We start from the raw sequence: 22,058 nt of genomic DNA, 5'->3' as shown, positions 1-22,058 counted from the left end.
CGGCCGCGTGCCGGCATTTTCTTGAGTTCGCCCATGGCTGATGCCCAGTCGCGCTTCCGGCGCCGGCTGTTGCTCTACTACGGTCTGTTCACGCTCGGGCTGTTCGGCTTCATCGGCATGATGGGGCTGCTCGAGCATTCCAACGCCGACGCGCTGTGGCTCGGCTATGTCTTCCTGTTCGTCACAATTGCGATCTACGCCTGCATCGGCCTGATCTGCCGCACCTCGGACCTCAACGAGTATTACGTGGCGGGGCGACGGGTGCCGGCGCTGTTCAACGGCATGGCCATCGCCGCGGACTGGATGAGCGCGGCGTCGTTCATCGGCCTGGCCGGCATCCTGTTCGCCTCCGGCTACGAGGGGCTGGCCTACGTGATGGGCTGGACCGGCGGCTACTGCCTGGTGGCGTTCCTGTTGGCGCCGTATCTGCGCAAATATGGCGGCTATACGATCCCGGACTTCCTCGCGGCGCGCTACGGCAACGGCAAGCCCGGCGGCAACCTGCCGGTGCGGGCGATTGCGGTGCTGGCGGCCTCGCTGTGCTCCTTCGTCTATCTGGTGGCGCAGATCCAGGGCGTGGGGCTGATCGTCACGCGCTTTATCGGCGTGGAGTTCGCCGTGGGGGTGTTCTTCGGGCTTGCCGGCATCCTGGTCTGCTCGTTCCTGGGCGGCATGCGGGCGGTCACGTGGACCCAGGTGGCGCAGTACATCATGCTGATTGTGGCGTTTTTGCTAACCGTGTCGATGATTGCGTGGAAGCATCATCGCGAGGCGCTGCCGCAGGTCAGCTATGGCTCGCTGCTGGGCCAGATCGAACAGGCCGAGAAGCGGCTTGAGCACGATCCCGCGGAGCGGCAGGTGCGGGAGTTGTTTCGCCAGCAGGCGGTGATGCTGCAGGAGCGCATCGCGCGGCTGCCGCAGTCATTCGACGAAGAACGGCGCGTGCTGGACGATCGGCTCCAGGAACTGCGCACGCGCAACGCGCCGCTGCGCGAGATCAAGAGCGTGGAGCGCGAGCGGCTGGCGTTTCCCGTGGATATCGCCGACGCCCAGCAGCAGTGGAGCCAGATGCGGGAGGAGGCGCTGGCGCGCAGCCATGCCGCCACGCCATCGACCGAGCCTTACCCGGCGGCGTCCGAGGCGGAGCGGAAGACCAAGCGGCTCAACTTCGTCCTGCTGGTGTTCTGCCTGATGCTCGGCACGGCCAGCCTGCCGCACATCCTGACGCGGCTGTACACCACGCCGTCGGTCCGGGAAACGCGCAATTCGGTGGCCTGGGCCGTGTTTTTCATCGCGCTGCTCTATGTGTCGGCACCCACGCTGGCGGCGCTGGTCAAGGCCGAGTTCTTCCAGCATCTGGTCGGCACGCCGTTCGCGGAGCTGCCGCAGTGGGTGGTGCAATGGCGCAAGGTCGACCCGCCCGTGTTCGGCATCCGCGATGTGAATGGCGACGGCATCGTCCAGTGGGCGGAAATCCTGATCCAGCCGGACATGATTGTGCTGGCGGCGCCCGAGATCGCCGGGCTGCCGTACGTGATCTCGGGGCTGGTGGCGGCCGGCGCGCTGGCGGCGGCGCTGTCCACGGCGGACGGGTTGTTACTGACGATTGCCAACGCGCTGTCGCACGACGTCTACTACCACATGATCGACCGCCAGGCGAGCCACCAGCGCCGCGTGACGACCGCCAAGATCGTGCTGCTGGCGGTGGCGCTGTTCGCCTCCTACGTGACCTCGCTGCGGCCTGGCAACATCCTGTTCCTGGTGGGGGCGGCCTTCTCGCTGGCGGCGTCGAGCTTCTTCCCGGTGCTGGTCCTGGCCATCTTCTGGCGCCGAACCACGGCGGCCGGGGCGGTGGCGGGCATGGCCACCGGGCTGGGCGTGGCGATGTACTACATCTTCGTCAACTACCCGTTCTTCACGAAGATGACCGGAATCTTCGGCAACCGCTGGTTCGGCGTGGACCCGATCGCCTCCGGCGCCTTCGGCGTGCCGGCCGGGTTTGCCGTGGCCATCCTCGTGAGCCTGGTCACGCCAAGGAACGCACCGGTCATCGACCGGCTCGTCAATTACCTGCGAAAAGGGTAGGGCAGGTCACAACCACATCCCCGAGGGGGCTGGACAGCCCGAACGGCTCTGCTATAATCGCCGACTTCCCGGAGAGATGGATGAGTGGTTTAAGTCGCACGCCTGGAAAGCGTGTATAGGTTAATAGCCTATCCGGGGTTCGAATCCCCGTCTCTCCGCCAGTTTTTCTTGTCACTTCAGGGCTTGTGGCCGATTTTCCCGGCCATCGCCCTCGGCAATAGCCTTCCCCCAGTTAGAATCGAGAGCCAGAGACCCGGTAGGTCTCCGCCAACGTTCATTCGCCTCGCTTCGGCCTGCACATGGCCGGCGCATTATTTCCCGGACATTCCTAGCACGACGCTTTGCGTCTTCTGTAGCGTCGCTGCCATCGTCGGCTCAGGGGTAGCTTCCATGAAGCGCTCCACGCGTTCTTCAATGACAACGTCCGGCTTTTCCTGCAAGACCATACGCACGAACAGTTCGTCGGTCGGCGTACCCCAGATGGAAACTACCCGGCCGAACGTCGCACTGAAGTAGGGGCTGATGGCCGATCCGAACGAATCGTGGAAAATCAGCAATGTCTTCGTGCGTGATGGGCAATCATTGCCGGCGAACTGCAGGATTCGGCTGACGTCGACGCCGGCCGGAGGCTGGACCTCCACGGCGTGACCGCAGCGTTGGAGCGTGGCCGCTATCTTTTCGGTTTCCTTTTTCGGACTGCGGCTCATGACGGCCAGGTCGCGCGGAAGCGGCAATTTGTCGTCAGCGAATTCCGTATCGGCGATTTGGAGCGTTGCGGGACGATACGCGTCGCCGAGCGAACGCATAATGGTGCGATATCCGATGTAGGCGCCGTATCCTGTCCAGTGCGTGTCTGTCTCGAAATAGAGACGATCGGCACCGGCCTTTTTCTCTTTTGCCAGGTCGGGAAGCAGATCCACTAGCGGCACGGAAGCTGAGACGTGCTGCTTGATCCGAGCAAAGCGGGAATCGCCGTCCCATTGGAAACGGCTGGGCAGCTTCTCCGGGAAAACGCTGTGCTTATCAGGCGCCGTGACAAACCGGTAGGTGATGCCTTGATGGTCCAGCCATGCAGCGCGGTCCGCCAGCGATTTTCTCCAGTTTTCCAGGCTCGCCTGCGTCGGGCTGCTCACCCGCTGCATATCGGCGAGCGAGTTATCGCCCGTGTAGAACAGCCAGCCGCCAGACCCCAGGATGACCCGTGTCGATCCCGACGTGCCAAAGACGTTTCGGCTGATATCGGCATGCAATGTCAGGAAACGGTCCCGTAAGCCAAAGTTGTCATTGACGAACGCTTCCATCTTGGGCGGATAAGCGACCACCTCCTTGAATGACGCAGGCAGCGACGGCATTGCCGTGAGCGTGCGCTTTTCCGCACTACTGTCATGGCTGCGCCAGAGGCCCACAAATGGAACGGCGACGGTCGCCGCGAAGAACGTGGTCAGCACCGCGTTAATGATGTTTCTCGAGTCGATCGATTGCATCATCAGAACCTGAAATAGATGAAGGGGTTATACGTGCTGAGCGCAAGCTGGGAGATGCTGATAATCAGAATCAGCGATGCGATGGTGCCGCGTGCGGTCAGCATTGGCAGCGACTTCGCGTCCGTGGGTTGAATCCGGATGCACCAGTCGGGCAGGGGTTCATTCGCGTGGGAAGGGAACCGGCGTGAGCGCCAATCCCGCGCGAAGAAGGTGAACATCGGCGTGGCGAGCACAATCCCAGCTACGAGTGTCGTCATGGCAACCGGGTCCATGGCGGCAACCAATTGCGGCGGCAAGCCTTGACCGTGGCCCTGGAAGAACATGGCCTTGAGGTAGGCGGTGGCACCGGCAAGCGTTTCGGCTCGGAAGAAGACCCATCCCACCATGACCACCAGAATCGTATAGGCACTCGACACCGATCGTGGTGCGGCATCGATCCAACGGCCCAGTCTGCCGCGCTCCAGTACGAGCATCACCCCATGGAATATGCCCCAAATGGCGAAGTTCCAGCTCGCGCCATGCCAGAGGCCGCAGAGGAAGAACACAGCAAACAGGTTCATGCGTACCCGGAAGCCCGATCCCCGATTACCACCGAGAGGAATGTAGAGGTAGTCGCGGAACCACGTCGACAGCGACAGGTGCCAGCGGCGCCAGAACTCGCGGATGGATCGCGCGATATACGGATAGTTGAAATTCTCGGTCAGTTCGAATCCGAACATACGGGCCAGACCGATGGCCATGTCGGAGTATCCAGAGAAATCAAAATAAATCTGGAGGGTATAGCAGGCAATGCCTAGCCATGCCGCGCTGGTGGAAAGTGTCCCGGGTGGGGTGCTGAATGCCTGATCTGCGATTTGCCCGAGGGTGTTGGCAATCAGGACCTTCTTCCCCAAGCCGAAAGCGAACCGTTCGACACCCGAAGCAAACCGCTCCACCGTGTTGCCACGACGGAGAATCTGGTCAGCAACATCGTAATAACGAATAATTGGCCCCGCCACGAGTTGGGGGAACATCGAAATATAGAGCCCCATGTCGAGTGGGCTTTTCAACGCTTCCGCTTCGCGGCGATAGATGTCCACCAGATAGGAAATAGCGTGGAACGTGAAGAATGAGATGCCTACAGGCAGCGGCAAGGCTTTTGTCTCGAAGGTCCGATGAAGCAGGGGCCCGAGCAATTCATTGACGATGGAAACCAGAAAGCTGGTGTACTTGTAATGCGCCAGCACCATCAAATTGATCGCTACCGCAAGCGAGAGGATGCCAAATTCTATCCGCCGCGACCGCGCGGATGACATGGCCAGGCCCACGCCCCAATTAAAAAGTATGGAAATAAGCATTAACCCGATATAGACGGGTTCGCCCCAGGCATAGAACAGCAGGCTGGCAGCCAGGAGCAACAGATTCCGATACATCGGCGCCAGCAAATAGTAAAGCGCTAGCGTGACGGGAAGGAAAAGGAACAGGAAGGCAGTCGAGCTGAAAACCACGAAATTGTCTCTTCTATTTTTCCTGGTGGTTTAAAGGCCACATGGATGTTCTTTGGATTTCGGATTTTAGCCGAGTCCGGTGAGAGTGGCGAAAATGGATGTCGATCGCCCCCCCGCACGGGTGCAACGAAATCAGCACTACTGTGCGATCAGACAGACAAGAAAAATGCGGAACCCGCTTGAAATTTCAGGAACGGCAGACCGGGTGTGCGTCGAGACTTGACGCAGTGCAAGCGCTACAGAGAGCACTTCCCGCTGTATTGCGGATGCGCTGATGACCACAAAACGCAGCTCGTATAGTTGTCGTAGCGGTTCGCAGCGTAGATCGCGCCAACGGTGGCCAACATCAAAAGTGCCAGGGCAACACGGTGAGTCATGCTCATGATCAGCCTCGTGTTTGGATGTTGGAAGAGGTGGCTGAGGCCGGAGGGACATCGTGACCTCCAAAGCAATGTAGTACATGTTCCGGACAATTCCAATGCACGATCTTGCCGCATTTATCCGGGCGGATTCCTGCATAAAGTCAAAGGAACCGCTCATTGGAGGCGCGTTATGCCGACCATCGCCCGTACCATCCTCCCCGCACTGCTCCTCCTCACCCCCTCCGCCCATGCCGACGACCTCCAGAATCGAGGTAACGATCCCTTCTTTCAAATCTCGTCAGCGGTTGCCAACTGCCCCGAGCCGGCCGGGCCGCGCGTGAGCGAGGCCGAGTGGAAGCGCGATGCGCATCATCGGATCGAGCATGGCAACCACTGCTGGCTGGAAGGGCGTTGCCGTCTGCCGAATGCATTTGCCTACGATGCGGAGATTGCCGATAGCGCGCGTCGCCGCTTGCAATGGCTGTCCGCCAACCTGCCGGCGTGGCGGCAGAGCACGTTGTGGGTGACGGTGTGGCAGCGTTGGGTGCTGGTGCAGGGCTGCGTGGCGCCGGGATTTCCGCTGGCGTCGTTCATGGCTGCGATGCGGGAGGTGCCCGATGTCGAGCGCCTGATCGACCAGACCACGGCGCATACAGAGCGCGGCGTGCCCTATGCGCGCTTCCACCCGGCGACGTCGGGTCAGCAGCCGGCGCCAGGCCGGGCTACCATACCGTGACCATTCGTCCGAGGAGTCCCGCATGTCCAAGGAAAAATCCGGCGTCGCCTTTCCCACGCTGATCGCCTTTGCCGTGGCCGGCATGGCGTTCACCGCGTCAGTCATCCTCGCGTACTACGCGACCCATCCCCAGCGCATCACGAAGTCATAGCCCGCGCGGGCTCAGGTTCGCTGGGCCTTCCGTTTCTGCACCTTGGCCGCCACCGGCATGACCGGGGCGCGCCGCGTGACGACTTCCACCAGCAGGAAGCCGTCCATCTCGGTTTCGTAGACGGTGCGCCCGCAGATGGGGCAGGGTGCGTGTTCCTTGCGTGGGGTCCTCACAAGGCCCAGCCGGTATTCGCGGATGTGGAGCGTCGCGCCGCAGACGCATTCCACTGGCTCGATGTGGTGCATGCCTCTCCTTGTCCTGGCCGGCGAGGTGACCTGCGCCGTCCTGATATCAGGGATCACTCTGGATAGTAGTCAAGGCTTGCCTTATCGGAAACGTTTGGCTTCGCGAGGGCAAACCACCGTATTCCAGATGACAGTGTCCGACCAGTCAATGGATCAGCAAAACAGGGTCATGCGGCGGCTTGCATCACGCGGTTGCGGCCGTTGCGCTTGGCGTCGTAGAGCGCCTCGTCGGCGCGGCCATATGCGTGCTCGAAGGTGCGGCCCTGGGCGGACCAGCTCACGCCGAAGCTCGCCGTGACCGGGCAGTCCACGGGGGAGGGGAAGCGATGCGTGGCGATGGCATGGCGCATGTCCTCGGCCAGCGCCAGCGCGTCTTCGAGCGGCACGCCTGGCAGCAGCGCGGTGAACTCCTCGCCGCCCACGCGCCCGATGGCGCCCTCGGCATCCACCGTGTCCTTGAGGCAGGCGGTCACGCCGCAGATCACCGCGTCGCCCACCGGATGGCCATAGGCATCGTTGAGCCGCTTGAAATGGTCGATGTCGAGCACGATCATCGAGAGGCTCCCGCGCGCCAGCGCCGCCGTGGCGCGGTCGATCACGGCGCCACGGTTGAGCGCGCCAGTCAGCGTGTCGTGCGTGGCGCGGTATTCGAGTTCCTGAGCCAGTTCCTGGAGCCGGTGGTTAAGCCGGTTCATTTCCAGTTCCTCACGGTCGCTGCGGCGGATCAGCCGGCGCGTCTCGCGCATCAGCCGCTCGTAGTAGCTGATGAGCTGCCCCAGCGTATGCCGATACGATTCCTCGCCGGCATCGACATCGCAGAACACGGCCTTGGCATGCGCCAGGACGCTGTTCTCCGATTCGAACAGGTCGGGCTCGGACATGATGGCGGCGGGCGGGTTCAACTGCCGGTGGTCGCTACGTCGTGGAACGCAATCGCAGGGAAGTCGTCGTGCAGTTCCTGGCCGAATTCGAGGATGGTGTCGTCGTCCTCGTCATGGAACCAGTGCAGTTCGATGCGGTTGCCGCGCTCGGCGGCGTCGTTCAGCGCGTCGAAGATGCTGAACAGCATCTTGGTGCTCGAGCTGTTGAAATAAGTCAGCGCCACGTTGACCGTGACCGAGACCCCGTCGCACGCCGCCAGGTACTTGCGCAGGCGGGCGATGGCCTCGCCGTAGAACACGGCAGCGTTCTCGGGGTAGGACTCGCCCTTGAGCGAGAGGATGTGCCGCTCGAAGTCGAAGCTCACCTCGGGCGAGGAGGGCGTGGCGGCGATAAACAGGTTTTCCATGGCAGAGGCTCTTCCCGATAGGTCAGATCGTGGCGACGAGCTGGAACATCGTCGATCCCGGATCCGTGTCGATCGGTTGAAAGTTGTATTCGAGGGGCGCGCTGGCATCGCGCGCCATCGTCAGGAAGCCGAGCCCGGCGCCCTTGCTGCCCTCCGGCGCCTCCGCGCGCAGGGTCTGCTTGTAGGCTTGCTTGATCTGGTCCAGCGTCATCGTGCGTAGCGGCTCCAGCGTGGCGCGCAGCTGGTGCACACGCACCGTCGCCACCGGATTGGAACACATCAGGCGGTAGTGCTCGTCCACCATGCTGATGCACACCGAGCCATGGCGCAACTGGCCGCGCTGCTGCTCGCTCTCCGGCGTGGGTGCGGTCAGGGCGTCCGAGGAGTAGTGGACGATGTTCTGCGCCATTTCCACGAAGGACGAGAACAGCTTGCGCCGCGTGGTGCCATCGACCCCGCTTACGGCGAGCTGCAGGCGCACCGCGTCGGACATGGCGGCGATGATGTTCTGCGAAAAGTAGCCGACGTAGTAGAAGATCACGTTGCGTTCCCGAGCCATCGCGAAAAACGGCTCATATTCCTTGTCAATCGATTGTGCGGCGTTCATGTGTCGTGCGGCCGGTGGGGCGCTGTAAGAGTCTGGCGCGGTGTTATCGGGCGCGGAAGCAGAAGAAGGTCAGGTCGTCGCGGCGCCGGTGCTGGCCCTGCCAGGCGCGATGCACCTCGAGCACCGCCTGGCTGATCTGCGCCGCCGATGCCGCGCGGCTGGCGCAGATGGCTTCGCGCATGCGGCGCTTGCCGAACGAGATCTCGCGCGGGCCGCCGATCTGGTCGATCAGCCCGTCCGTGGTCACGAAGGCCACCGTGTCGGGCGGCATCGGCACGGCCGCGTTCTGCCACGCGTAGTCCATGCCGGTGTCGACGTAGCCGACGCCCATGCGGGCGCCGTTGATCATCTGGCCCTCGGTGTCACCGGGCTGCAGCACGAACAGCGCGCACTTGGCGCCCGCGAAGGTCAGCGTGCGCGTGGCGTTGTCGAACCAGAAGAAGGCAGCGTCCATGCCGTCGTCGGATTCGGCGATGCCGCGCTCGCCCCGCTGGCCGTCCTGCCCGTCGATGTGGCCGTCGATCTGCCCAAGCATCTGCTTGATGCCGCGATTGACGGCCGCCAGCAGCGCGCCGGGGTCGCGCGGGCCTTGCTGCTCGATGGCCTGCGTCAGCAGCGACGAGGCAATCAGCGTCATGAACGCGCCCGGCACGCCATGGCCGGTGCAATCGGCCAGCGCGGCGAACCAGCCGTCGTCGAATGCTGCGAAGTGATAGAAGTCGCCGCCCACCACGTCGCGCGGCTCCCAGACCAGTGCGGCGTCCGGCAGCGTGGCGGCCAGCGTCTGGCGTGAGGTGCGCAGCATCGCCCGCTGGATCGTGCTGGCGTAGTCGATGCTCTGCATGATCTGCCGATTGCGCTCGGCCTGCATGTCGGCCACCACGCGCATCAGCTGCAGGCCGTGTCCCAGACCGATGAACTTGCCGTCGCGGGCGATGATGAAGCCTTCCGCCAGCGCCTTCTCGCCATACTCGACCGCGCGGAACGTCAGCGCGTCGATGCTCATGGCGGCGTCCACGATCAGCGGCTCCTTGTCCATGAACGCGATGCAGCTTTTGCGGTTGTAGAGTTCCTGGTGGTACGGCTTGCTCATCTGCGACAGGAAGATCGACCGGTTGATCAGGCCGATGGGCTTGTCGCGCTCGGTCACGGGCAGGCAGTTGAGGTCGCGGTGTAGCGCAAAGACCTCGAGCACGTCCTGATTCGTGTGGTCGGTCGTCACGGAAGGCGTGATGACGGCCAGATCCTCGGCACAGGGCTGCCGGAAGCGCAGGCGGGCAGCGGAGGGATCAACCAGGACGCCAGACATGACCGAAGGAACCAGGGTGGGGAAAGTGGCCCAGAGTCTACGGCGGATGCATGTCGGCTATGTGACGGTTTTCCTTGTAAATCAATGGTTAAAGCCCCACTCGAGTGGGGTGGCGGCATTAGCGCTCGGCGCTGGTCGACGGGCCGTCCGCGTCGGTCGCCGCGTGCCCAAGCGTGTGCCCCAATGTGTGCCCCAGCGCGCGCCCCAGCAGCGGCCAGCGCTGCGCCGCCGCCCGGGTCTGCACCGCGTCCTGCTGGTCGAAGTATTGCCGCGCGTCGAAGCCCTCGACATGCCGGTCCAGGGCGTCGATGTCGCTGTAGGCGCCAGGGGTGCCGCGCGGCACCGGCGGGGTTTTCTGGGGTTTTGGGGACTTCGGGGGCTGGCTCATTTCTGCTCCACCCAGACGCCATCTGGCGTATGAATCACATAACCCTTGCTCAGCTTCATGGTCACGGTGCCTTCGTTCTCGCCGACCATCATCGTCTGCGGCAAGTTCTCGCTGTAGCTGGCGGTGGGCGGCGCGCCCTGGCGGAACGGGCTGTCTGCCACGAGGTTGAACAGCAGCTGCGACAGCGCCAGGAAGCTGGACGGCGCGTCGATCGTCACCATGCCGCCCGTGGCTGTGGTCGGCAGGCCCACCAGCTTCACGCCCACCGGCACGTGGACGATGCGCGGCGTGGGAATCTCGCGCAGCCCGGAGATCTGGTTTTCGTCGCCCCGCAGCGCCGCGCCATGCTCGGGCACGAACACCACCACCGCCTTGCGGCCGGACTTGCTGATGGTCTCGATGATCCGGTCGACGTCCTCGAGCAGCTTGGCCAGCCGCAGCGGATAGGACTCCAGGCTGGTCAGCCGCTTGCCCGGCAGCCGGTTGCCGTCGTGCAGCGTCACCGTGTTGTAGTAGAGCGCCACGGGGCCGCTGTTCTGCTGGAGGCGGCGCTTGTACCAGTGGTCGAAGGTGTCGTAGTCGCCCAGCACCGGGGAGTCGTCGAAGGCGCGCATCGCCACGGGCACGCCTTCGTTGGACTCGGGCTGGATGCCCGCCACGCCCACTTCCTTGTCGACAAAGCTCCGGAAATTGTCGAAGCGGCCATCGTGGTTCAGCAGCACGTGGGGGCCGAAGCCGGCCTGGGCGAGTGCCTCGAACAGATGGCATTCGGCCGGCGCCGGCGAGTACAGGCTGGCGTGGGGTTCCTGGCCGCACGAGGCGCGCAGCAGCCGGATGGCCGCCGGCCCGCTGTAGCTCGCGGCGGAGCTGAAATTCTTGAACAGGTAGTCGAAGCGCGTGAACAGCGGGTGGTTGCTGGCCTTGGCGGCGTCCATGTCGTCCCAGGACAGCGAGCAGATGTGCAGCACGATGATGTCGAACTGCGCGTCGGGCGTGGCCGTCAGCGGCTGGGCGGTGGCCGAGCGGGTCGATTCCTGCTCGCGGAAGGCGGCCAGCTGGGCATCGTAGCCGCCGCGCACCGCGAAGTCGGCGCGTGGGGTGTCTGCCGCGCGCGCGGTCATCTGGTTGAGCCGCGTCGGCGGGTTGCCGTCGCCGGTGCCGTGCCAGAACGGGATGGCGATCAGCGCCAGCAGCACGAAGGTGGTCACCCGCACCCAGCGGTTGATGATCAGGTAGAGCAGCACCGCCAGCGCGATCGCCACCACCATCTGCAGGGAGACGATGCGCTGCGCCAGTTCGAGCAGGTACTCGGGCGTGAAGGCGCTCACGTTCGAGAACTGCGACACCACGCGCGCGAACGGCGGCAGCGTCGATTCCCGGTAGGCCAGCATCGCCCCGACCACGATGGCGATGAGCTGGCGCAGCACCCGCAGCGGCCGCGACTCCATCGGCACCGCCAGGAACAGCGCGAACACCAGGTTCGTCAGCCAGTGCGGCTGGAGGTGGCCCGTGTGAAACAGCCAGAGCTTGGCGAGGAAGTAGAGGTTCCAGATTCCCATGGCGATGTGTGGTTCGGCTCCTGCGGCGTGATGGCCGGCGTGATGAATTAAGGCTGGCGGGGGCGGCGGCGCCCGATCAGCAGGTCGACCGCTTCCGCGCAGGCGTCGTAGAGGCGCAGCAGGCCCTGGTAGCCCATCTCGATCACCTCCTTGAGGCTGCGCAGCGGGGCGTCGGCGTGTTCGTCGTCCAGCCAGTCGATCCAGGCGTCGGCGCGGCCGAAGGTGCACTGGATCAGTTCGATCTCGCGCTCGGCCGTCAGCCCCTCCATGCGCACGCCGAGGTGGCGGTTGACGTTGCGCGTGACCAGGCCGGGGAAGTGGTAGGTGCGCGTGCCGCGCGCCAGGCAGACGCCCACGCGCGCGCCTTCGTCCAGCATCACCTCCACCGGCAGCAGCAGGCCGAGGCCGCCCATCGAGTAGTTCTCGGTGCGGCAGGCGAGCGTGGCGCCGTCCGGCAGCAGCAGCGTGGCCGGCACGCGCATCGGAATGCGGTGGGAGACCCGCACCTGCCGCGCCTCCCGCGCCACGCCCACGGCGGCGCCAAGCATGATCAGGTTGGCCAGCGCCCAGCCCATGTTCATCAGCACCGTGGCCGGCTCGTCGGTGCTGCCGAACAGCAGGTGGCCGACGCCAACCGCCAGCCCGATCACGTTGAGCGCCAGCAGCACCAGGTAGGGCTTGGAGATGGTCCAGTCGAGGTAGTCGTCGGCAATCTGCCCGCCCTTGGCGGTGACGTTGAACTTGCCCAGGCGCGGGTTGATGAAGGCCACCGTGGTCGGCAGCACGATGTACCAGGCCAGCACCGATTCGTAGACTTCGGCCCAGAACGAATGGCGGTAGCGGCCCTGGAGCCGCGAGTTGGTCACGTTGGCCACGAACAGGTAGGGCAGCACGTAGGCCATGATCAGCAGCGCCGAGGTGTTGATCACGTGCAGGCCGAAGTACAGGTAGGCGATCGGCATGGTCAGGAAGATCAGCCGGGGAATGCCGTAGAAGAAGTGCAGCATCGCGTTGCTGTAGCAGATGCGCTGGAACAGGTGCAGCCCGCGCCCGAGCAGCGGGTTGTCGATGCGGAAGATCTGCGCCATGCCGCGCGCCCAGCGGATGCGCTGCCCGATATGGCCGGACAGGCTCTCGGTGGCCAGCCCGGCCGCCTGCACCGTGCGCAGGTAGGCGCTGTTGTAGCCGAGCCGGTGCAGCTTGAGCGCCGTGTGGGCGTCCTCGGTGACGGTCTCCACGGCAATCCCGCCGATCTCCAGCAGCGGCGCGCGCTTGATGACCGCGCAGGAGCCGCAGAAGAAGGTGGCGTTCCAGAAGTCGTTGCCGTCCTGGATCAGGCCGTAGAACAGGCTGCCCTCGTTCGGCACGCGCCGGAAGGTGTCGAAGTTGCGCTCGAACGGGTCTGGAGAGAAGAAGTGGTGCGGCGTCTGCACCAGCGCGCACTTCGGGTCGGCCAGGAACTCGCCCATGGTCATCTGCAGGAAGGAGCGCGTGGGGATGTGGTCGCAGTCGAAGATGGCGATGTACTCGCCGTCCGTCTTCGCCAGCGCCTTGTTGATGTTGCCGGCCTTGGCGTGGAAATTGTCTTCCCGCGTGAGGTAGCCCACCCCGGCCGCCGCCGCGAACTCCCGCATCGCGGGCCGCCGGCCATCGTCGAGGATGAACACGCGCAGCTTGTGCGCCGGCCAGTCCATGCTCAGCGCCGCGTACACGGTGGGTTGCAGCACAGCCAGCGACTCGTTGTAGGTGGGGATGTAGACGTCCACCGTCGGCCATGCCTCCGGGTCGGCCGGCAGCGCCTTGGGCTGGCGGTTCAGCGGCCACGCCGTTTGCAGGTAGCCCAGCCCCAGCACGATCCAGGTGTAGACCTCGGCCGCATAGAGGAGGTAGCCCACGGCGGCCTCGGTGGCCGTGGCGAACTGCAACGTCTGCGTGGAGCGCCACCAGATATAGCGGCCCGCCATCAGCGCGGAGAGCACCATCATCGCCAGCGTCGGCAGCCGGCCGGGAATGCGCCGCAGCACCATTAACCCGATCCAGACGATGGCGAACAGCAGTAGCTGGCTCGAGAACGTCAGCGGCGTGGTGCTGATGACCGCGCCGGCCAGGCAGGCGAGCACCAACGAGGTGGGCACCGCGAACGGGATGCGGCCCACGCGCGTGGCGACGGCCTCCACGCCATCGCCCACGCGCGCCCAGTCCACGCGGGGCAGCCGCGCGGCAATGCGGCGCCGCATGCGCGTCACCGCGTAGTAGATCGGCCCGAGCAGGCGGTCCAGCCAGCGCCGGAACGGTGTGACCCCCGGCGGCGCGGCAACCTGGCGACGCTTGCGGAGGTCGGCGGCCAGCCGGTAGCGCGGACGAGGCGGGCGGATGAACAGCCGCCACAGCCACGCGGCGGGGTCGCGGCGGCGGCCCATGCCGAGCCGGGCCAGCGCGCGCCGGTACAGCAGCGCGGCCCATTCCGCAGGAATATCGGGCTTGCCGGGGCGGGGCGGCTGAAACACGGCGCGCAGCACCCAGATGCCGCCGTGCGCCGGCGCGGTGACGCCAAGGTGGCGCGCCAGCCGGTCGCGCGCGATGGCCAGCCAGCGGTGGAGTCGGGCGGGCTTGTCGCTCATCGTTCGCGCTCCTGTGGCGGGGCGCCGATCCAGTGGGACACCCACGACGCCAGCCCTTGCAGGTCGTGCGCCGCCTGCGAGTGTGGCGCGCTGCGGCAGAAGTTCTCGCTGCGCGCGAAGGCTTCCGGAATGCCGCTGTCCTCGTGGACGGGGCAGGCCAGCATCGCATTGCCGAGCGTGGCGCGCAGCAGCGTGACGATATCGGCATGCAGCCGCCGTGCCGGCTGGAGTCGCGTGGCCACGTAGCAGGCGGTGTGGCCGCGCCGCGCCAGCGCATCGGTCAGCCGGCCCAGCCCGACGCAGACTTCGGGCTGCGGCGGCAGCAGCACCAGCACGAGGTCGGCCGCGGCGATGGCCTGGCCCGCGTGCGGCGAGGGCCAGGGCGGCGTGTCGATCAGCACCGCGCCGTGCGCCGGCATGGCCACCTGGGCGATCAGCCCGCGCAGCCAGTGCGGCCCCGCGCGCAGCAGCTTGCCGGCCTGGATGTCATCGTCGTCGCTGTCCTGCTCGCCCCAGGGCACGAACAGCACGCCATCGTCGCTGCGCAGCCCGGCCTGCGCCCACGCGGTGGGCGATCCGTCGGCCAGGCAGCCGGACAGCCCCGCGCGCGCCGCGTCGCGCAGGCCGAAGTGGTAGCCCAGCAGATTGCGCGGATCGCATTCGAGCGCCAGCACCGGGTGCCCGCGCCCGGCCAGCAGCGAGGCCAGCGAGGCCGTCACCATGGTGCGTCCGGCGCCGCCGGCGGGGGAGACGATGGCGATGGTCTTCATCGCGGCGGCTCGCGGTCCGGGCGGCGCTTGCCGCGAATCACCATGCCGTGCAGTTGCGGCGGCAGGCGTACGGTGCGGCGTGGGCGCGGCGTGGTCCATTGCGGGAACCAGCGCAGCAGGTCGAAGCGCCAGATCACGAACGCCAGCGGCGCCGCCAGAATCAGTCCCCAGATGAAGTAGCCAAGGAAGATGGACATGTCGCGTCAGTCCTGTCGAAGCAGCGGCACGGGGTGCGGCTGCGGCATGGCACGCGGCTGCGCGGGCGGGGTGTCGCGCAACGGCAGCGTGGGGATCTCCGCCACCGGCGGGGCGTCGCCGCCGTCATGCGCAACCAGCGCGGCGGTGGTGTCAGGCATCGGCGCCGGGCGGGGCGCCTCTTGCTGGCGCGCGAGCCAGCTGCTGTAGTCGGGCGGCGGCACCTCGGCGATCTCGGCCTCGAAGCGGCCCAGCGTGGCGCCGATGGACTCCAGGTCGCCATTGCGCACGTCGCCATGGAACAGCTCGCCCAGCGGCTGCTGGAACACGCGCCGGCACACGGCATCCACGTCGTCCATGCGGCAGGCGAAGAAGAAGGCGTAGAGGCTGTCGCTGCCGGCCGTGCAGAGATCGCCTGCGCGGTTCATGCGGCAGGCGCGCAGCGCCTCGACATGGGCCACTTCGGGCAGCAGCGGCAGTTGCAGCAGCACGTGGGGCAGCCGGATCATGCGGCTGCGCTCCACGGCGTCGCGCACCAGCGAGACGAACTCGGCGGGCGGCACGTAGCCGCTGGTCGAGGTGGTCAGCACGGCGGACAGCGCGTTGCGGTAGTCGGCAAGAATCGGCCGCGAGAACACCTGCCCCTGCAGGCCCTCGATCATGGCCTGCACCCGGGCGAACGGCGTGCGCTGGGCGATGACGAGATTGGCGCCGAGGTTGAGCATCAGCAGCTCGTAGTGCTGGCGCATGGCCTCCTTGTCCTCGCGCACGGCAATCTTCAGCGCGCGCCCGGCGCTGCGCCGCAGCCGGTGCACCTGCTCGGCCAGCGCCTCGAGTTCGCGCCCGCCGCCGTAGTGCAGCAGGACCGTGGCCGCCACCGCGCGGGCGGCGCTGGCCACGGCGGCTTCGTTGCTGTCCACTACACGCCAGTGCTCGGGGATGTAGCGCTCGCGCAGCACCGCGTCGCGGCTGACGATCACGCGCTGCTCGTCCGGCGCGAGCATGCCGGCTTCCTCGATCGTGTCGGTGAAGGTCTGCGCGGCCACCATCAGCCGGTGCTCGTGCGGCGCAAAGCGCAGCGGCACGATCTCGCCTGCCACCACGGCCTGGTTGTCGCGCCAGAACGCCACCTCCCAGGTGTACTGCCCCTGCTGCTGCGAGAGCTGCACCGCGCCGGCAAAGCGGCCGTGGAAGCCCTGCAGGTCTGGCGCCGGCTGGCCCGGCTCCGGCGCGGGCGGCCCCATCACCAGCAGCACCGCGCAGCGGTGGCGCGCGCACCATTCGCCCAGGCGCTGGCCTTCCTGAGCCAGCCGCCCCGCATCGTGCCAGGCGAAGAACCCCTCCGCCCCTTCGATCAGCATCATGCTGCCCTGCGCCCCGCACTGGTCCACCAGCGCCTGGAGTGCCTCCATCAACCCGTCGATGGCGGGCCGGCTGGCGTCCGTGGGCGGGCGCAGCGCGCACAGGTTGGCGCGGCCGTGGAGGGCGCGGTTGGCGTCGATGTCGAGCCCATGGGCACGTAGCTGGGCGGCGATGTCGGCGGCGTCGCGCGTGGAGAGTACCGTGGCCGGCGCGCGTAGCGCCGTGGCGGCGGTCTGCCAGAACAGCGCGTCGCGGGCGGGCGAGGGCTCGGCATAGACCACGTGCGCGCGGGCCGGCGTGAGCGTGGCCAGCGCCGTCGACAGGCCGTCGATGGCCAGCCCCGTGCGCGCCTGGAAGCGCGCGCGCAGGCCCGGCAGGGCCGTGGCGGGGATGGCGGGGGCAGCAGTGCGGTCGGTGTGCTTCATCGATCCCCCATCAATAGGCCGAGTACGGCCGCACCGGGTTCGGCGGGAACGGCACCGGGTCGCGGCGACGATCGAACAGGTAGCGCAGCCAGACCATCGCCCGGTTCGGCGCGTAGTCGCGCGAGCGGTCGATCTGGAAGCCTGCGCCGGCCACCCAGTGCGGTGCGAAGGTGTATTCCACCGTGGCGCCGAGCGTGTAGCTGAAGCCGCCGCCCGAACCGCCCGTGTAGATCGGATTGCCGGCGAGCTGTTGCAGGTCGGGACGGGTGGGGAAGTAGGGCGCGTCGTCCTCGTAGGTGAACGACCAGCCGGCTGAGCCCTGCAGCCGCCACGACCAGCGCGCGTAGCGCCCGGTCCAGTCGAGCGGGATGCCGAACGAGAGGTAGCGCTGCGGGCTGTAGTAGCCGCCATGGCCGAACGAGTAGAAGCGCTGGTTGTCGCTGTAGCGCCAGTAGTTCAGCACCAGCCCGCTGGTCACGCGCTGGTCGCGCTGGGCGTAGACGGGCAGGTCGAAGCCGGTGCGGACCGTGAACTCGCGGTTCGTCACCACGTTGTGGCCGGTGTAGAGCCCGGCGCCCACGTCGCCGAATACGCTTACGCGGCCGATGTCACGCGCGTAGCGCAGGTGGATGCCGTTGCGCACCACGCCGCCCCAGGTCTCGCCGGTGACGGGGTCGGTGGCGCCGCCGTAGGAGATCAGCGAACTGGTCACGGCCCGCCGCGAGACATCGACGGAGGCGGACGAGACGCCCAGATCCGCCCGATAGCGGAAGCCGCCCACCACGGTCTGTTCGGTAAAGCCGAGCGGCGTGGTACCGAGGTCCGCCCGCCAGCTGTTGTCGGCGCCATCGAACTCGTAGCCGGCGGCCAGCGCCACGCCACGGTCGGTCTGGCCGATGGTGCCGAGGCCCGTGTTGCCGAGCGCGGCGATCTTGCCGAACTCGGACGCCTTCGAGAAGTTGCTCGCCTGCAGCGTGCCGGCGTCGAGCAGCACGGTGTCCGCATGGAAGAACATGTGGCCGGTGTAGCCCTGCGGAATGCGCACGAACAGCGGGATCTCGGTGGCGTGCAGCCGCGAGATGCCGGCATCGCCGGATTTGTTCGACTGCATCACGGCGGTCGCCACCTCACCCTGGCGGCGCGCCTCCAGCCCGGCCAGGGCGCGGCCGGCCGGCGTGCCTTCGGGGCCAGCCAGGACGCCTTCGCGCTGCTCCAGCCCCTGTGCGGTGCGATAGTGCGCCGCCGCGTCGTTGAAGTCGCCACGCGCCTGGGCGATGCGGCCCTGCTGCACGGTGATGTCGGCGCGGTCCGGGTAGCGTTGGGCGAGGTCGTCGACCACAGCGCTGGCCTCGTCCGTGCGCCGCATCGCCGTGAAGCGCCGCGCCACCGAGAGCCGGGTGTCGATGTCGTCGTCGGGGGTATCGGCCAGCACCGCGCGCACGATCTCCAGCGCCTGCGCCTCCTTGCCCTGCCGTTCGAGCATGCGCGCGAGCGTGAGCCGCGCGTCGGCATCCTTGGGATCTTTGGCGAGCACCGCCTGCGCGGCCTCCGCCGCACCCCGGTAGTCGCCGCCGGCCTCGCGCAGATCGGCCAGCGTCAGCAGCCAGCGGCGGTCGGCCTGCTGGGCCTCGGGCACGGCGTACAGCGTCTGCCGTGCCCGCGTCAGGTCGCCGTCGGCCATGAGCCGGTCGGTGCGGCGCAGCGCCAGCCGCAGTGACTGATCGTCGAACGATGCCTGCTGCTCGGCGGTGATGCCGGGCAGGGCGCGCGATTCGGCGATCCACGCCTGCAGCGCGTCGTCGCGGTCGGCGGCGGCCAGCAGTTCGCCGTAGCGCAGGCGGATGTCGAGGTGGGGATCCTCGGGGTGCGCGGCCAGCCAGTCGCTGACCAGCCGCAGGCCCTTGTCGGTCTCGCCCAGTCCGATCCATTCACGGCCGATGGAGGCGAGCATGTGCGGTTCGTCGCGCGCCGCGATGGCGGCCTGGTCGAGCAGCGCCCGGGCCTCGTCGTCGCGGCCTTCGGCCAGCCGCAGTCGTGCCTCGCGCAGCAGCTTTTGCGCCGCGAGGTTGCTGGCGAGCCCGCGCATGCCTTCGCTGCGTTCGGCCTCGGGCACCGCCGCCAGCACGGCTGTGGCGGCGTCGATGTCGTCCACGGCATTGAGATAGAGCGCCGTGGCGTAGCGCATCTCGGCGGTGGGCGCGGCGGCGACCCCATCTTCCATGACGCTGCGGCCCAGCACCGGCAGGTTGAGGTCGCGATAGAGACGGGCCAGCGTGTAGCGTGTCCACGCGGCATCGGGCGCCAGCCGGATGGCATCTTCGAGCCGCTGCAGCGCCGGGCTGCGCTTCTTCTGCGCGATGAGCTGGTCGGCCTGCACGGACAGCAGGTCAGCCCGCAGCGCGCGCAGTTCCGACTCGGAGCCCTGCATGCGGTGCGACGCGTCCGCGATCAGCGGGCCGATCTCGTCTTGCCGCTGCTGCGTCTGGAGCAGGGCGACGAGGCTGCGCAGCGCGCCCATGTCCGGCTTCGGCCGGGCCAGCATCTGGCGCAGCAGCGTCTCGGCCTCGGCATCCTTGTGCTGGGCGATTAGCGCGTCGGCCAGAATCGCCTGCGCGTTCTCATTGCCGGGCTGCAGGGCCAGCGCCTCGCGCGCCAGCGCTTCGGCCTGCACCGGCTTGCCCTGGGCGTTGGCCTCGCGCGCACGCGCCACGGTGCCCCAGAACGTGGCCGTGTCCCGCAGGCTGCGCCATTTATTGCGATTGTCCGGATCGAGCGTCATCGCCCGGGAAAACAGTTCGCGGGCTTCATCGTGGCGGCCTTCGCGCAGCCGCACCAGGCCGAGCCCGCCGACCACCTCGCCGTCCTGCCGGCGCTTCTGGTACGCCTTCTGGAGGGCGATGTCGGCCTCGTTGAGCTGCCCGCGCTCCAGCTGGGCCAGCCCGCGCTGCCGCGCCTGCCAGGCGGGATCGGCTTCGAGCTTGCGCTGGGCTTCGCGCTGGGTGCCGAGGCTGGCGAGCGTCTGCTTGGCGGCCTCGTCGTCGGGCACTTCCTTGAGGTAGCGCTCGAACCACACGTAGTAGGCCGGATCTTCGTTGACGCTGTACAGCGTGCGCCGCCAGATGTCGAGCGCGCTCTTGCGGTCGCCATCGGGCCGCTGGGTGAGGTCGTAGAGGATGGCGAGCCCTTCCTGCCGGGTGGCCTCGCGGTCGGTCAGCAGGCTGCCCAGCGCCAGCGCGAGGCGCGAATCGTCCGGCTCCTGCTTCACACGGCGGCGCAACTCGGCAATCGCGCGCGGGCGGCCGGCGGTGGTGCCGGCCAGGATGCGGTAGTAGTCCACCGCCAGCTCGCCGCCCGGCGCGCCGCGCGGGAACAGCGCCTGCAGCCGTGTGGCGGCTTCCTCGGACTTGCCGCTGCGGGCGAGCAGCCGCACCTGCGCCATCTCGCGCTTGTCGCGCGTGGCGATGCGGTAGGCGTCTTCGAGGTCGCGCGTGGCGGCGCTGTCTGGCGCCACCTCGCGCATGCGCCGCAGCACCTTGTCGGCTTCGGCGGGGCGATTGGAACGGATTTCGATCAAGCCCAGCATCTTGAGCGCCTCCGGTTGGCGCGGATCGATCAACAACGCCTTCTCCAGCACGCCGCGCGCCATGTCCGCACGGTTGCGTGCCTCCCACATGCGTGCCGATGCCAGCAACTGCGCCATCTCCCGGCGCGTGGTGGCGCTGGCGGCGGCTGGGGCCGATGCGGCGTCGGCAGCCGCTGCCTCCCCCGGCAGCGCGGCGCTGGCCAGCAGCAGCCACAGCGTGGGAGCTAGCGCCTTGCCGGGCATGCGGTGTTCCACGCCGGCACCAGCTTGCCGTCCGCCTCGAACCGGTACAGGCCATCCACATGCCCCAGCCCGAACAGCGTCAGCACCTGACTGTAGTAGCCGGAGGGCGACTGCGCGGCCAGCGTGCGCGTGCGGTGGGCCTGGGTGCGCGCGGCGTCCGGCTGGCCCTGCGCCAGCATGAACGGTGCGATGGCCGCGGAGAAGCCCGCATTGCCCGCGTTCGGCCCGAACGTGCCCGCCTGCGTGTCCGCCCGCTCGGGCGGGTGGCCGTTGGCGAGCACGTAGTCGGCCATCGGATGCAACGTACGCAGCACACCGGCGCGCAGCGGGTCGCCCGCAGCGGTCATGCCGGCCCACAGGTAGACCCGGATCGAATCATAGGAGCCCGTGGCCTGCGTGTCCGTATCGGGCCGGAAGCCGGCGCCTTTCTGATACAGCACCCAGTCGGGCGAGAAGCCGCGCGGCGCGGTGTCCACGATCAGCCGCCCCGCGCTCTCGACCATGGCCTGCCAGCCGCGGTCCTCGGTCAGCACGGCGGCCAGCCGGCGCATCACCGGCAGCGGCACGTAGCTCGGGTTCAGCCGCCAGCTATCCGGGGTGGGATGAAAGCCGACCGGGCCCGGCAGCAGCGTGCGGCCCAGTCCGGGCAGCACGGCCGATTCCTCGCGCAGCGCGCGCCGGGCGACCAGCGTGCCCAGCGCCGTGAAGCGGCGTTCGCGCCAGAGCCGGCCGGCTTCGAGCAGCGTGTAGGCGATCCACAGGTCGGCGTCGCTGGCCGCGTTGGTGTCGATCATGCCCCAGGTGCCGGCCTCGGGGCCGCTGTCGCGCTTGCCCCAGATCCACGCGGGCAGGTGGGCGCTCAGGTCGCCGCGCGCCAGGTTGTTCTCGGTCCAGCCGAGCAGTTTGTCGAAGGTGGCGCGGTCGTTGGCCACGAGCGCGAAGAACAGCGCGTAGGCCTGCCCTTCGGAGACCGTGGCCTGGCGCTCGGTGCTGGCATCGACCACGCGGCCGTCCGGGCTAATGGTGTCGCGCCGGAAGGCATCCCAGTCCGGCCACGGGCAGGTGGCCGCCAGGCTGGCGAGCGATAGCCCCGCCAGCGTGGCCGTCACCATGCCGCGAGCGATCTGCCTGAGCCAGCGGGGCAGCGCACGCCGCATG

Annotated in this window: 18 protein-coding genes and 1 tRNA gene; 4 read left to right on the top strand and 15 right to left on the bottom strand. The window is 67.4% G+C overall.

The genetic code is table 11. The features are described 5' to 3' along the window. Nucleotides 1-33 precede the first annotated feature (33 nt). Nucleotides 34-2,085 carry a VC_2705 family sodium/solute symporter gene (locus BM115_RS01865; protein ID WP_092289950.1) on the top strand — a complete coding sequence of 684 codons (2,052 nt, stop codon included), beginning with the start codon at nt 34-36 and terminating at the stop codon, nt 2,083-2,085. 70 nt (nt 2,086-2,155) lie between these two features. Continuing rightward, nucleotides 2,156-2,246 (top strand) — tRNA-Ser (locus tag BM115_RS01860). Nucleotides 2,247-2,396: 150 nt separating this feature from the next. Here the strand turns inward: BM115_RS01860 and BM115_RS01855 are convergent. Further along, entirely contained in the window at nt 2,397-3,572 is a 1,176-nt protein-coding gene (locus BM115_RS01855) for an alginate O-acetyltransferase AlgX-related protein (protein ID WP_092289949.1), read from the bottom strand. Beyond that, nucleotides 3,572-5,056, bottom strand: a complete 1,485-nt coding sequence (locus tag BM115_RS01850; RefSeq protein WP_092289947.1) for an MBOAT family O-acyltransferase — start codon at nt 5,054-5,056, stop codon at nt 3,572-3,574. Before BM115_RS01850 ends, BM115_RS01855 begins: the two co-directional genes overlap by 1 nt. Nucleotides 5,057-5,608: 552 nt before the next feature. Between BM115_RS01850 and BM115_RS01845 the strand changes: the two genes are divergently transcribed. After that, nucleotides 5,609-6,154: a hypothetical protein gene (locus BM115_RS01845; RefSeq protein ID WP_092289945.1), complete on the top strand. Its 546-nt coding sequence runs from the start codon at nt 5,609-5,611 to the stop codon at nt 6,152-6,154. Between the two features lie 22 nt (nt 6,155-6,176). Continuing rightward, nucleotides 6,177-6,305: a hypothetical protein gene (locus tag BM115_RS27430; RefSeq protein ID WP_255370660.1), complete on the top strand. Its 129-nt coding sequence runs from the start codon at nt 6,177-6,179 to the stop codon at nt 6,303-6,305. Between the two features lie 11 nt (nt 6,306-6,316). On the opposite strand, the gene BM115_RS01840 is transcribed toward BM115_RS27430, so the two are convergent. The 13 genes from BM115_RS01840 to bcsZ all read right to left on the bottom strand — a co-directional run bounded on the left by BM115_RS01840 (nt 6,317) and on the right by bcsZ (nt 22,057). Beyond that, complete coding sequence (locus tag BM115_RS01840; RefSeq protein ID WP_092289943.1) at nt 6,317-6,550, bottom strand: hypothetical protein; 234 nt, start codon at nt 6,548-6,550, stop codon at nt 6,317-6,319. 167 nt (nt 6,551-6,717) lie between these two features. Then, nucleotides 6,718-7,431 carry a GGDEF domain-containing protein gene (locus tag BM115_RS01835; protein WP_092290843.1) on the bottom strand — a complete coding sequence of 238 codons (714 nt, stop codon included), beginning with the start codon at nt 7,429-7,431 and terminating at the stop codon, nt 6,718-6,720. 17 nt (nt 7,432-7,448) lie between these two features. Continuing rightward, complete coding sequence (locus BM115_RS01830; RefSeq protein WP_092289941.1) at nt 7,449-7,838, bottom strand: DUF1987 domain-containing protein; 390 nt, start codon at nt 7,836-7,838, stop codon at nt 7,449-7,451. Between the two features lie 22 nt (nt 7,839-7,860). Continuing rightward, nucleotides 7,861-8,445, bottom strand: a complete 585-nt coding sequence (locus BM115_RS01825) for a SiaB family protein kinase (protein ID WP_092289939.1) — start codon at nt 8,443-8,445, stop codon at nt 7,861-7,863. 43 nt (nt 8,446-8,488) lie between these two features. Beyond that, nucleotides 8,489-9,754 carry a SpoIIE family protein phosphatase gene (locus BM115_RS01820; protein ID WP_092289937.1) on the bottom strand — a complete coding sequence of 422 codons (1,266 nt, stop codon included), beginning with the start codon at nt 9,752-9,754 and terminating at the stop codon, nt 8,489-8,491. 118 nt (nt 9,755-9,872) lie between these two features. Further along, nucleotides 9,873-10,142 (bottom strand): BcsR/BcsP family cellulose biosynthesis protein, encoded by a 270-nt coding sequence (bcsR, locus tag BM115_RS01815; protein WP_092445137.1) that lies wholly within the window; start codon nt 10,140-10,142, stop codon nt 9,873-9,875. Then, on the bottom strand, nt 10,139-11,701 hold the full coding sequence (gene bcsG, locus BM115_RS01810; protein ID WP_092289933.1) for a cellulose biosynthesis protein BcsG: 1,563 nt from the start codon (nt 11,699-11,701) through the stop codon (nt 10,139-10,141). Before bcsG ends, bcsR begins: the two co-directional genes overlap by 4 nt. 47 nt (nt 11,702-11,748) lie before the next feature. Continuing rightward, complete coding sequence (gene bcsA, locus BM115_RS01805; RefSeq protein WP_092289931.1) at nt 11,749-14,322, bottom strand: UDP-forming cellulose synthase catalytic subunit; 2,574 nt, start codon at nt 14,320-14,322, stop codon at nt 11,749-11,751. After that, on the bottom strand, nt 14,319-15,092 hold the full coding sequence (gene bcsQ, locus BM115_RS01800; protein ID WP_092289930.1) for a cellulose biosynthesis protein BcsQ: 774 nt from the start codon (nt 15,090-15,092) through the stop codon (nt 14,319-14,321). Before bcsQ ends, bcsA begins: the two co-directional genes overlap by 4 nt. Next, the gene (locus BM115_RS01795) at nt 15,089-15,289 is read right to left on the bottom strand and encodes a hypothetical protein (protein WP_092289928.1); all 201 of its coding nucleotides are present in this window, start codon (nt 15,287-15,289) and stop codon (nt 15,089-15,091) included. Before BM115_RS01795 ends, bcsQ begins: the two co-directional genes overlap by 4 nt. A 6-nt stretch (nt 15,290-15,295) precedes the next feature. After that, nucleotides 15,296-17,074 carry a cellulose biosynthesis protein BcsE gene (gene bcsE / locus BM115_RS01790; RefSeq protein WP_092289926.1) on the bottom strand — a complete coding sequence of 593 codons (1,779 nt, stop codon included), beginning with the start codon at nt 17,072-17,074 and terminating at the stop codon, nt 15,296-15,298. Between the two features lie 10 nt (nt 17,075-17,084). Continuing rightward, nucleotides 17,085-20,912 (bottom strand): cellulose synthase subunit BcsC-related outer membrane protein, encoded by a 3,828-nt coding sequence (locus BM115_RS01785; RefSeq protein WP_255370659.1) that lies wholly within the window; start codon nt 20,910-20,912, stop codon nt 17,085-17,087. Then, a complete protein-coding gene (bcsZ, locus tag BM115_RS01780; RefSeq protein WP_092289922.1) occupies nt 20,882-22,057 on the bottom strand; it encodes a cellulose synthase complex periplasmic endoglucanase BcsZ in 1,176 nt (391 codons plus the stop codon). Before bcsZ ends, BM115_RS01785 begins: the two co-directional genes overlap by 31 nt. Nucleotide 22,058 lies beyond the last annotated feature (1 nt).

This window comes from Cupriavidus sp. OV096, assembly GCF_900115455.1.
GTDB lineage: Bacteria > Pseudomonadota > Gammaproteobacteria > Burkholderiales > Burkholderiaceae > Cupriavidus.
Note: the sequence above shows the minus strand (reverse complement) of the source record. Positions and strands in the feature narration are given on the sequence as shown.

Excerpts from the sequence above, each read along its gene's own strand:
- BM115_RS01855 (WP_092289949.1), bottom strand. The coding sequence starts at position 3,572 with ATGATGCAATCGATCGACTCGAGAAACATCATTAACGCGGTGCTGACC.
- BM115_RS01820 (WP_092289937.1), bottom strand. The coding sequence starts at position 9,754 with ATGTCTGGCGTCCTGGTTGATCCCTCCGCTGCCCGCCTGCGCTTCCGG.
- BM115_RS01830 (WP_092289941.1), bottom strand. The coding sequence starts at position 7,838 with ATGGAAAACCTGTTTATCGCCGCCACGCCCTCCTCGCCCGAGGTGAGC.
- BM115_RS01825 (WP_092289939.1), bottom strand. The coding sequence starts at position 8,445 with ATGAACGCCGCACAATCGATTGACAAGGAATATGAGCCGTTTTTCGCG.
- bcsQ (WP_092289930.1), bottom strand. The coding sequence starts at position 15,092 with ATGAAGACCATCGCCATCGTCTCCCCCGCCGGCGGCGCCGGACGCACC.
- BM115_RS01835 (WP_092290843.1), bottom strand. The coding sequence starts at position 7,431 with ATGTCCGAGCCCGACCTGTTCGAATCGGAGAACAGCGTCCTGGCGCAT.
- bcsA (WP_092289931.1), bottom strand. The coding sequence starts at position 14,322 with ATGAGCGACAAGCCCGCCCGACTCCACCGCTGGCTGGCCATCGCGCGC.
- bcsZ (WP_092289922.1), bottom strand. The coding sequence starts at position 22,057 with ATGCGGCGTGCGCTGCCCCGCTGGCTCAGGCAGATCGCTCGCGGCATG.
- bcsG (WP_092289933.1), bottom strand. The coding sequence starts at position 11,701 with ATGGGAATCTGGAACCTCTACTTCCTCGCCAAGCTCTGGCTGTTTCAC.
- BM115_RS01795 (WP_092289928.1), bottom strand. The coding sequence starts at position 15,289 with ATGTCCATCTTCCTTGGCTACTTCATCTGGGGACTGATTCTGGCGGCG.
- BM115_RS01845 (WP_092289945.1), top strand. The coding sequence starts at position 5,609 with ATGCCGACCATCGCCCGTACCATCCTCCCCGCACTGCTCCTCCTCACC.
- bcsE (WP_092289926.1), bottom strand. The coding sequence starts at position 17,074 with ATGAAGCACACCGACCGCACTGCTGCCCCCGCCATCCCCGCCACGGCC.
- BM115_RS27430 (WP_255370660.1), top strand. The coding sequence starts at position 6,177 with ATGTCCAAGGAAAAATCCGGCGTCGCCTTTCCCACGCTGATCGCCTTT.
- BM115_RS01865 (WP_092289950.1), top strand. The coding sequence starts at position 34 with ATGGCTGATGCCCAGTCGCGCTTCCGGCGCCGGCTGTTGCTCTACTAC.
- BM115_RS01840 (WP_092289943.1), bottom strand. The coding sequence starts at position 6,550 with ATGCACCACATCGAGCCAGTGGAATGCGTCTGCGGCGCGACGCTCCAC.
- bcsR (WP_092445137.1), bottom strand. The coding sequence starts at position 10,142 with ATGAGCCAGCCCCCGAAGTCCCCAAAACCCCAGAAAACCCCGCCGGTG.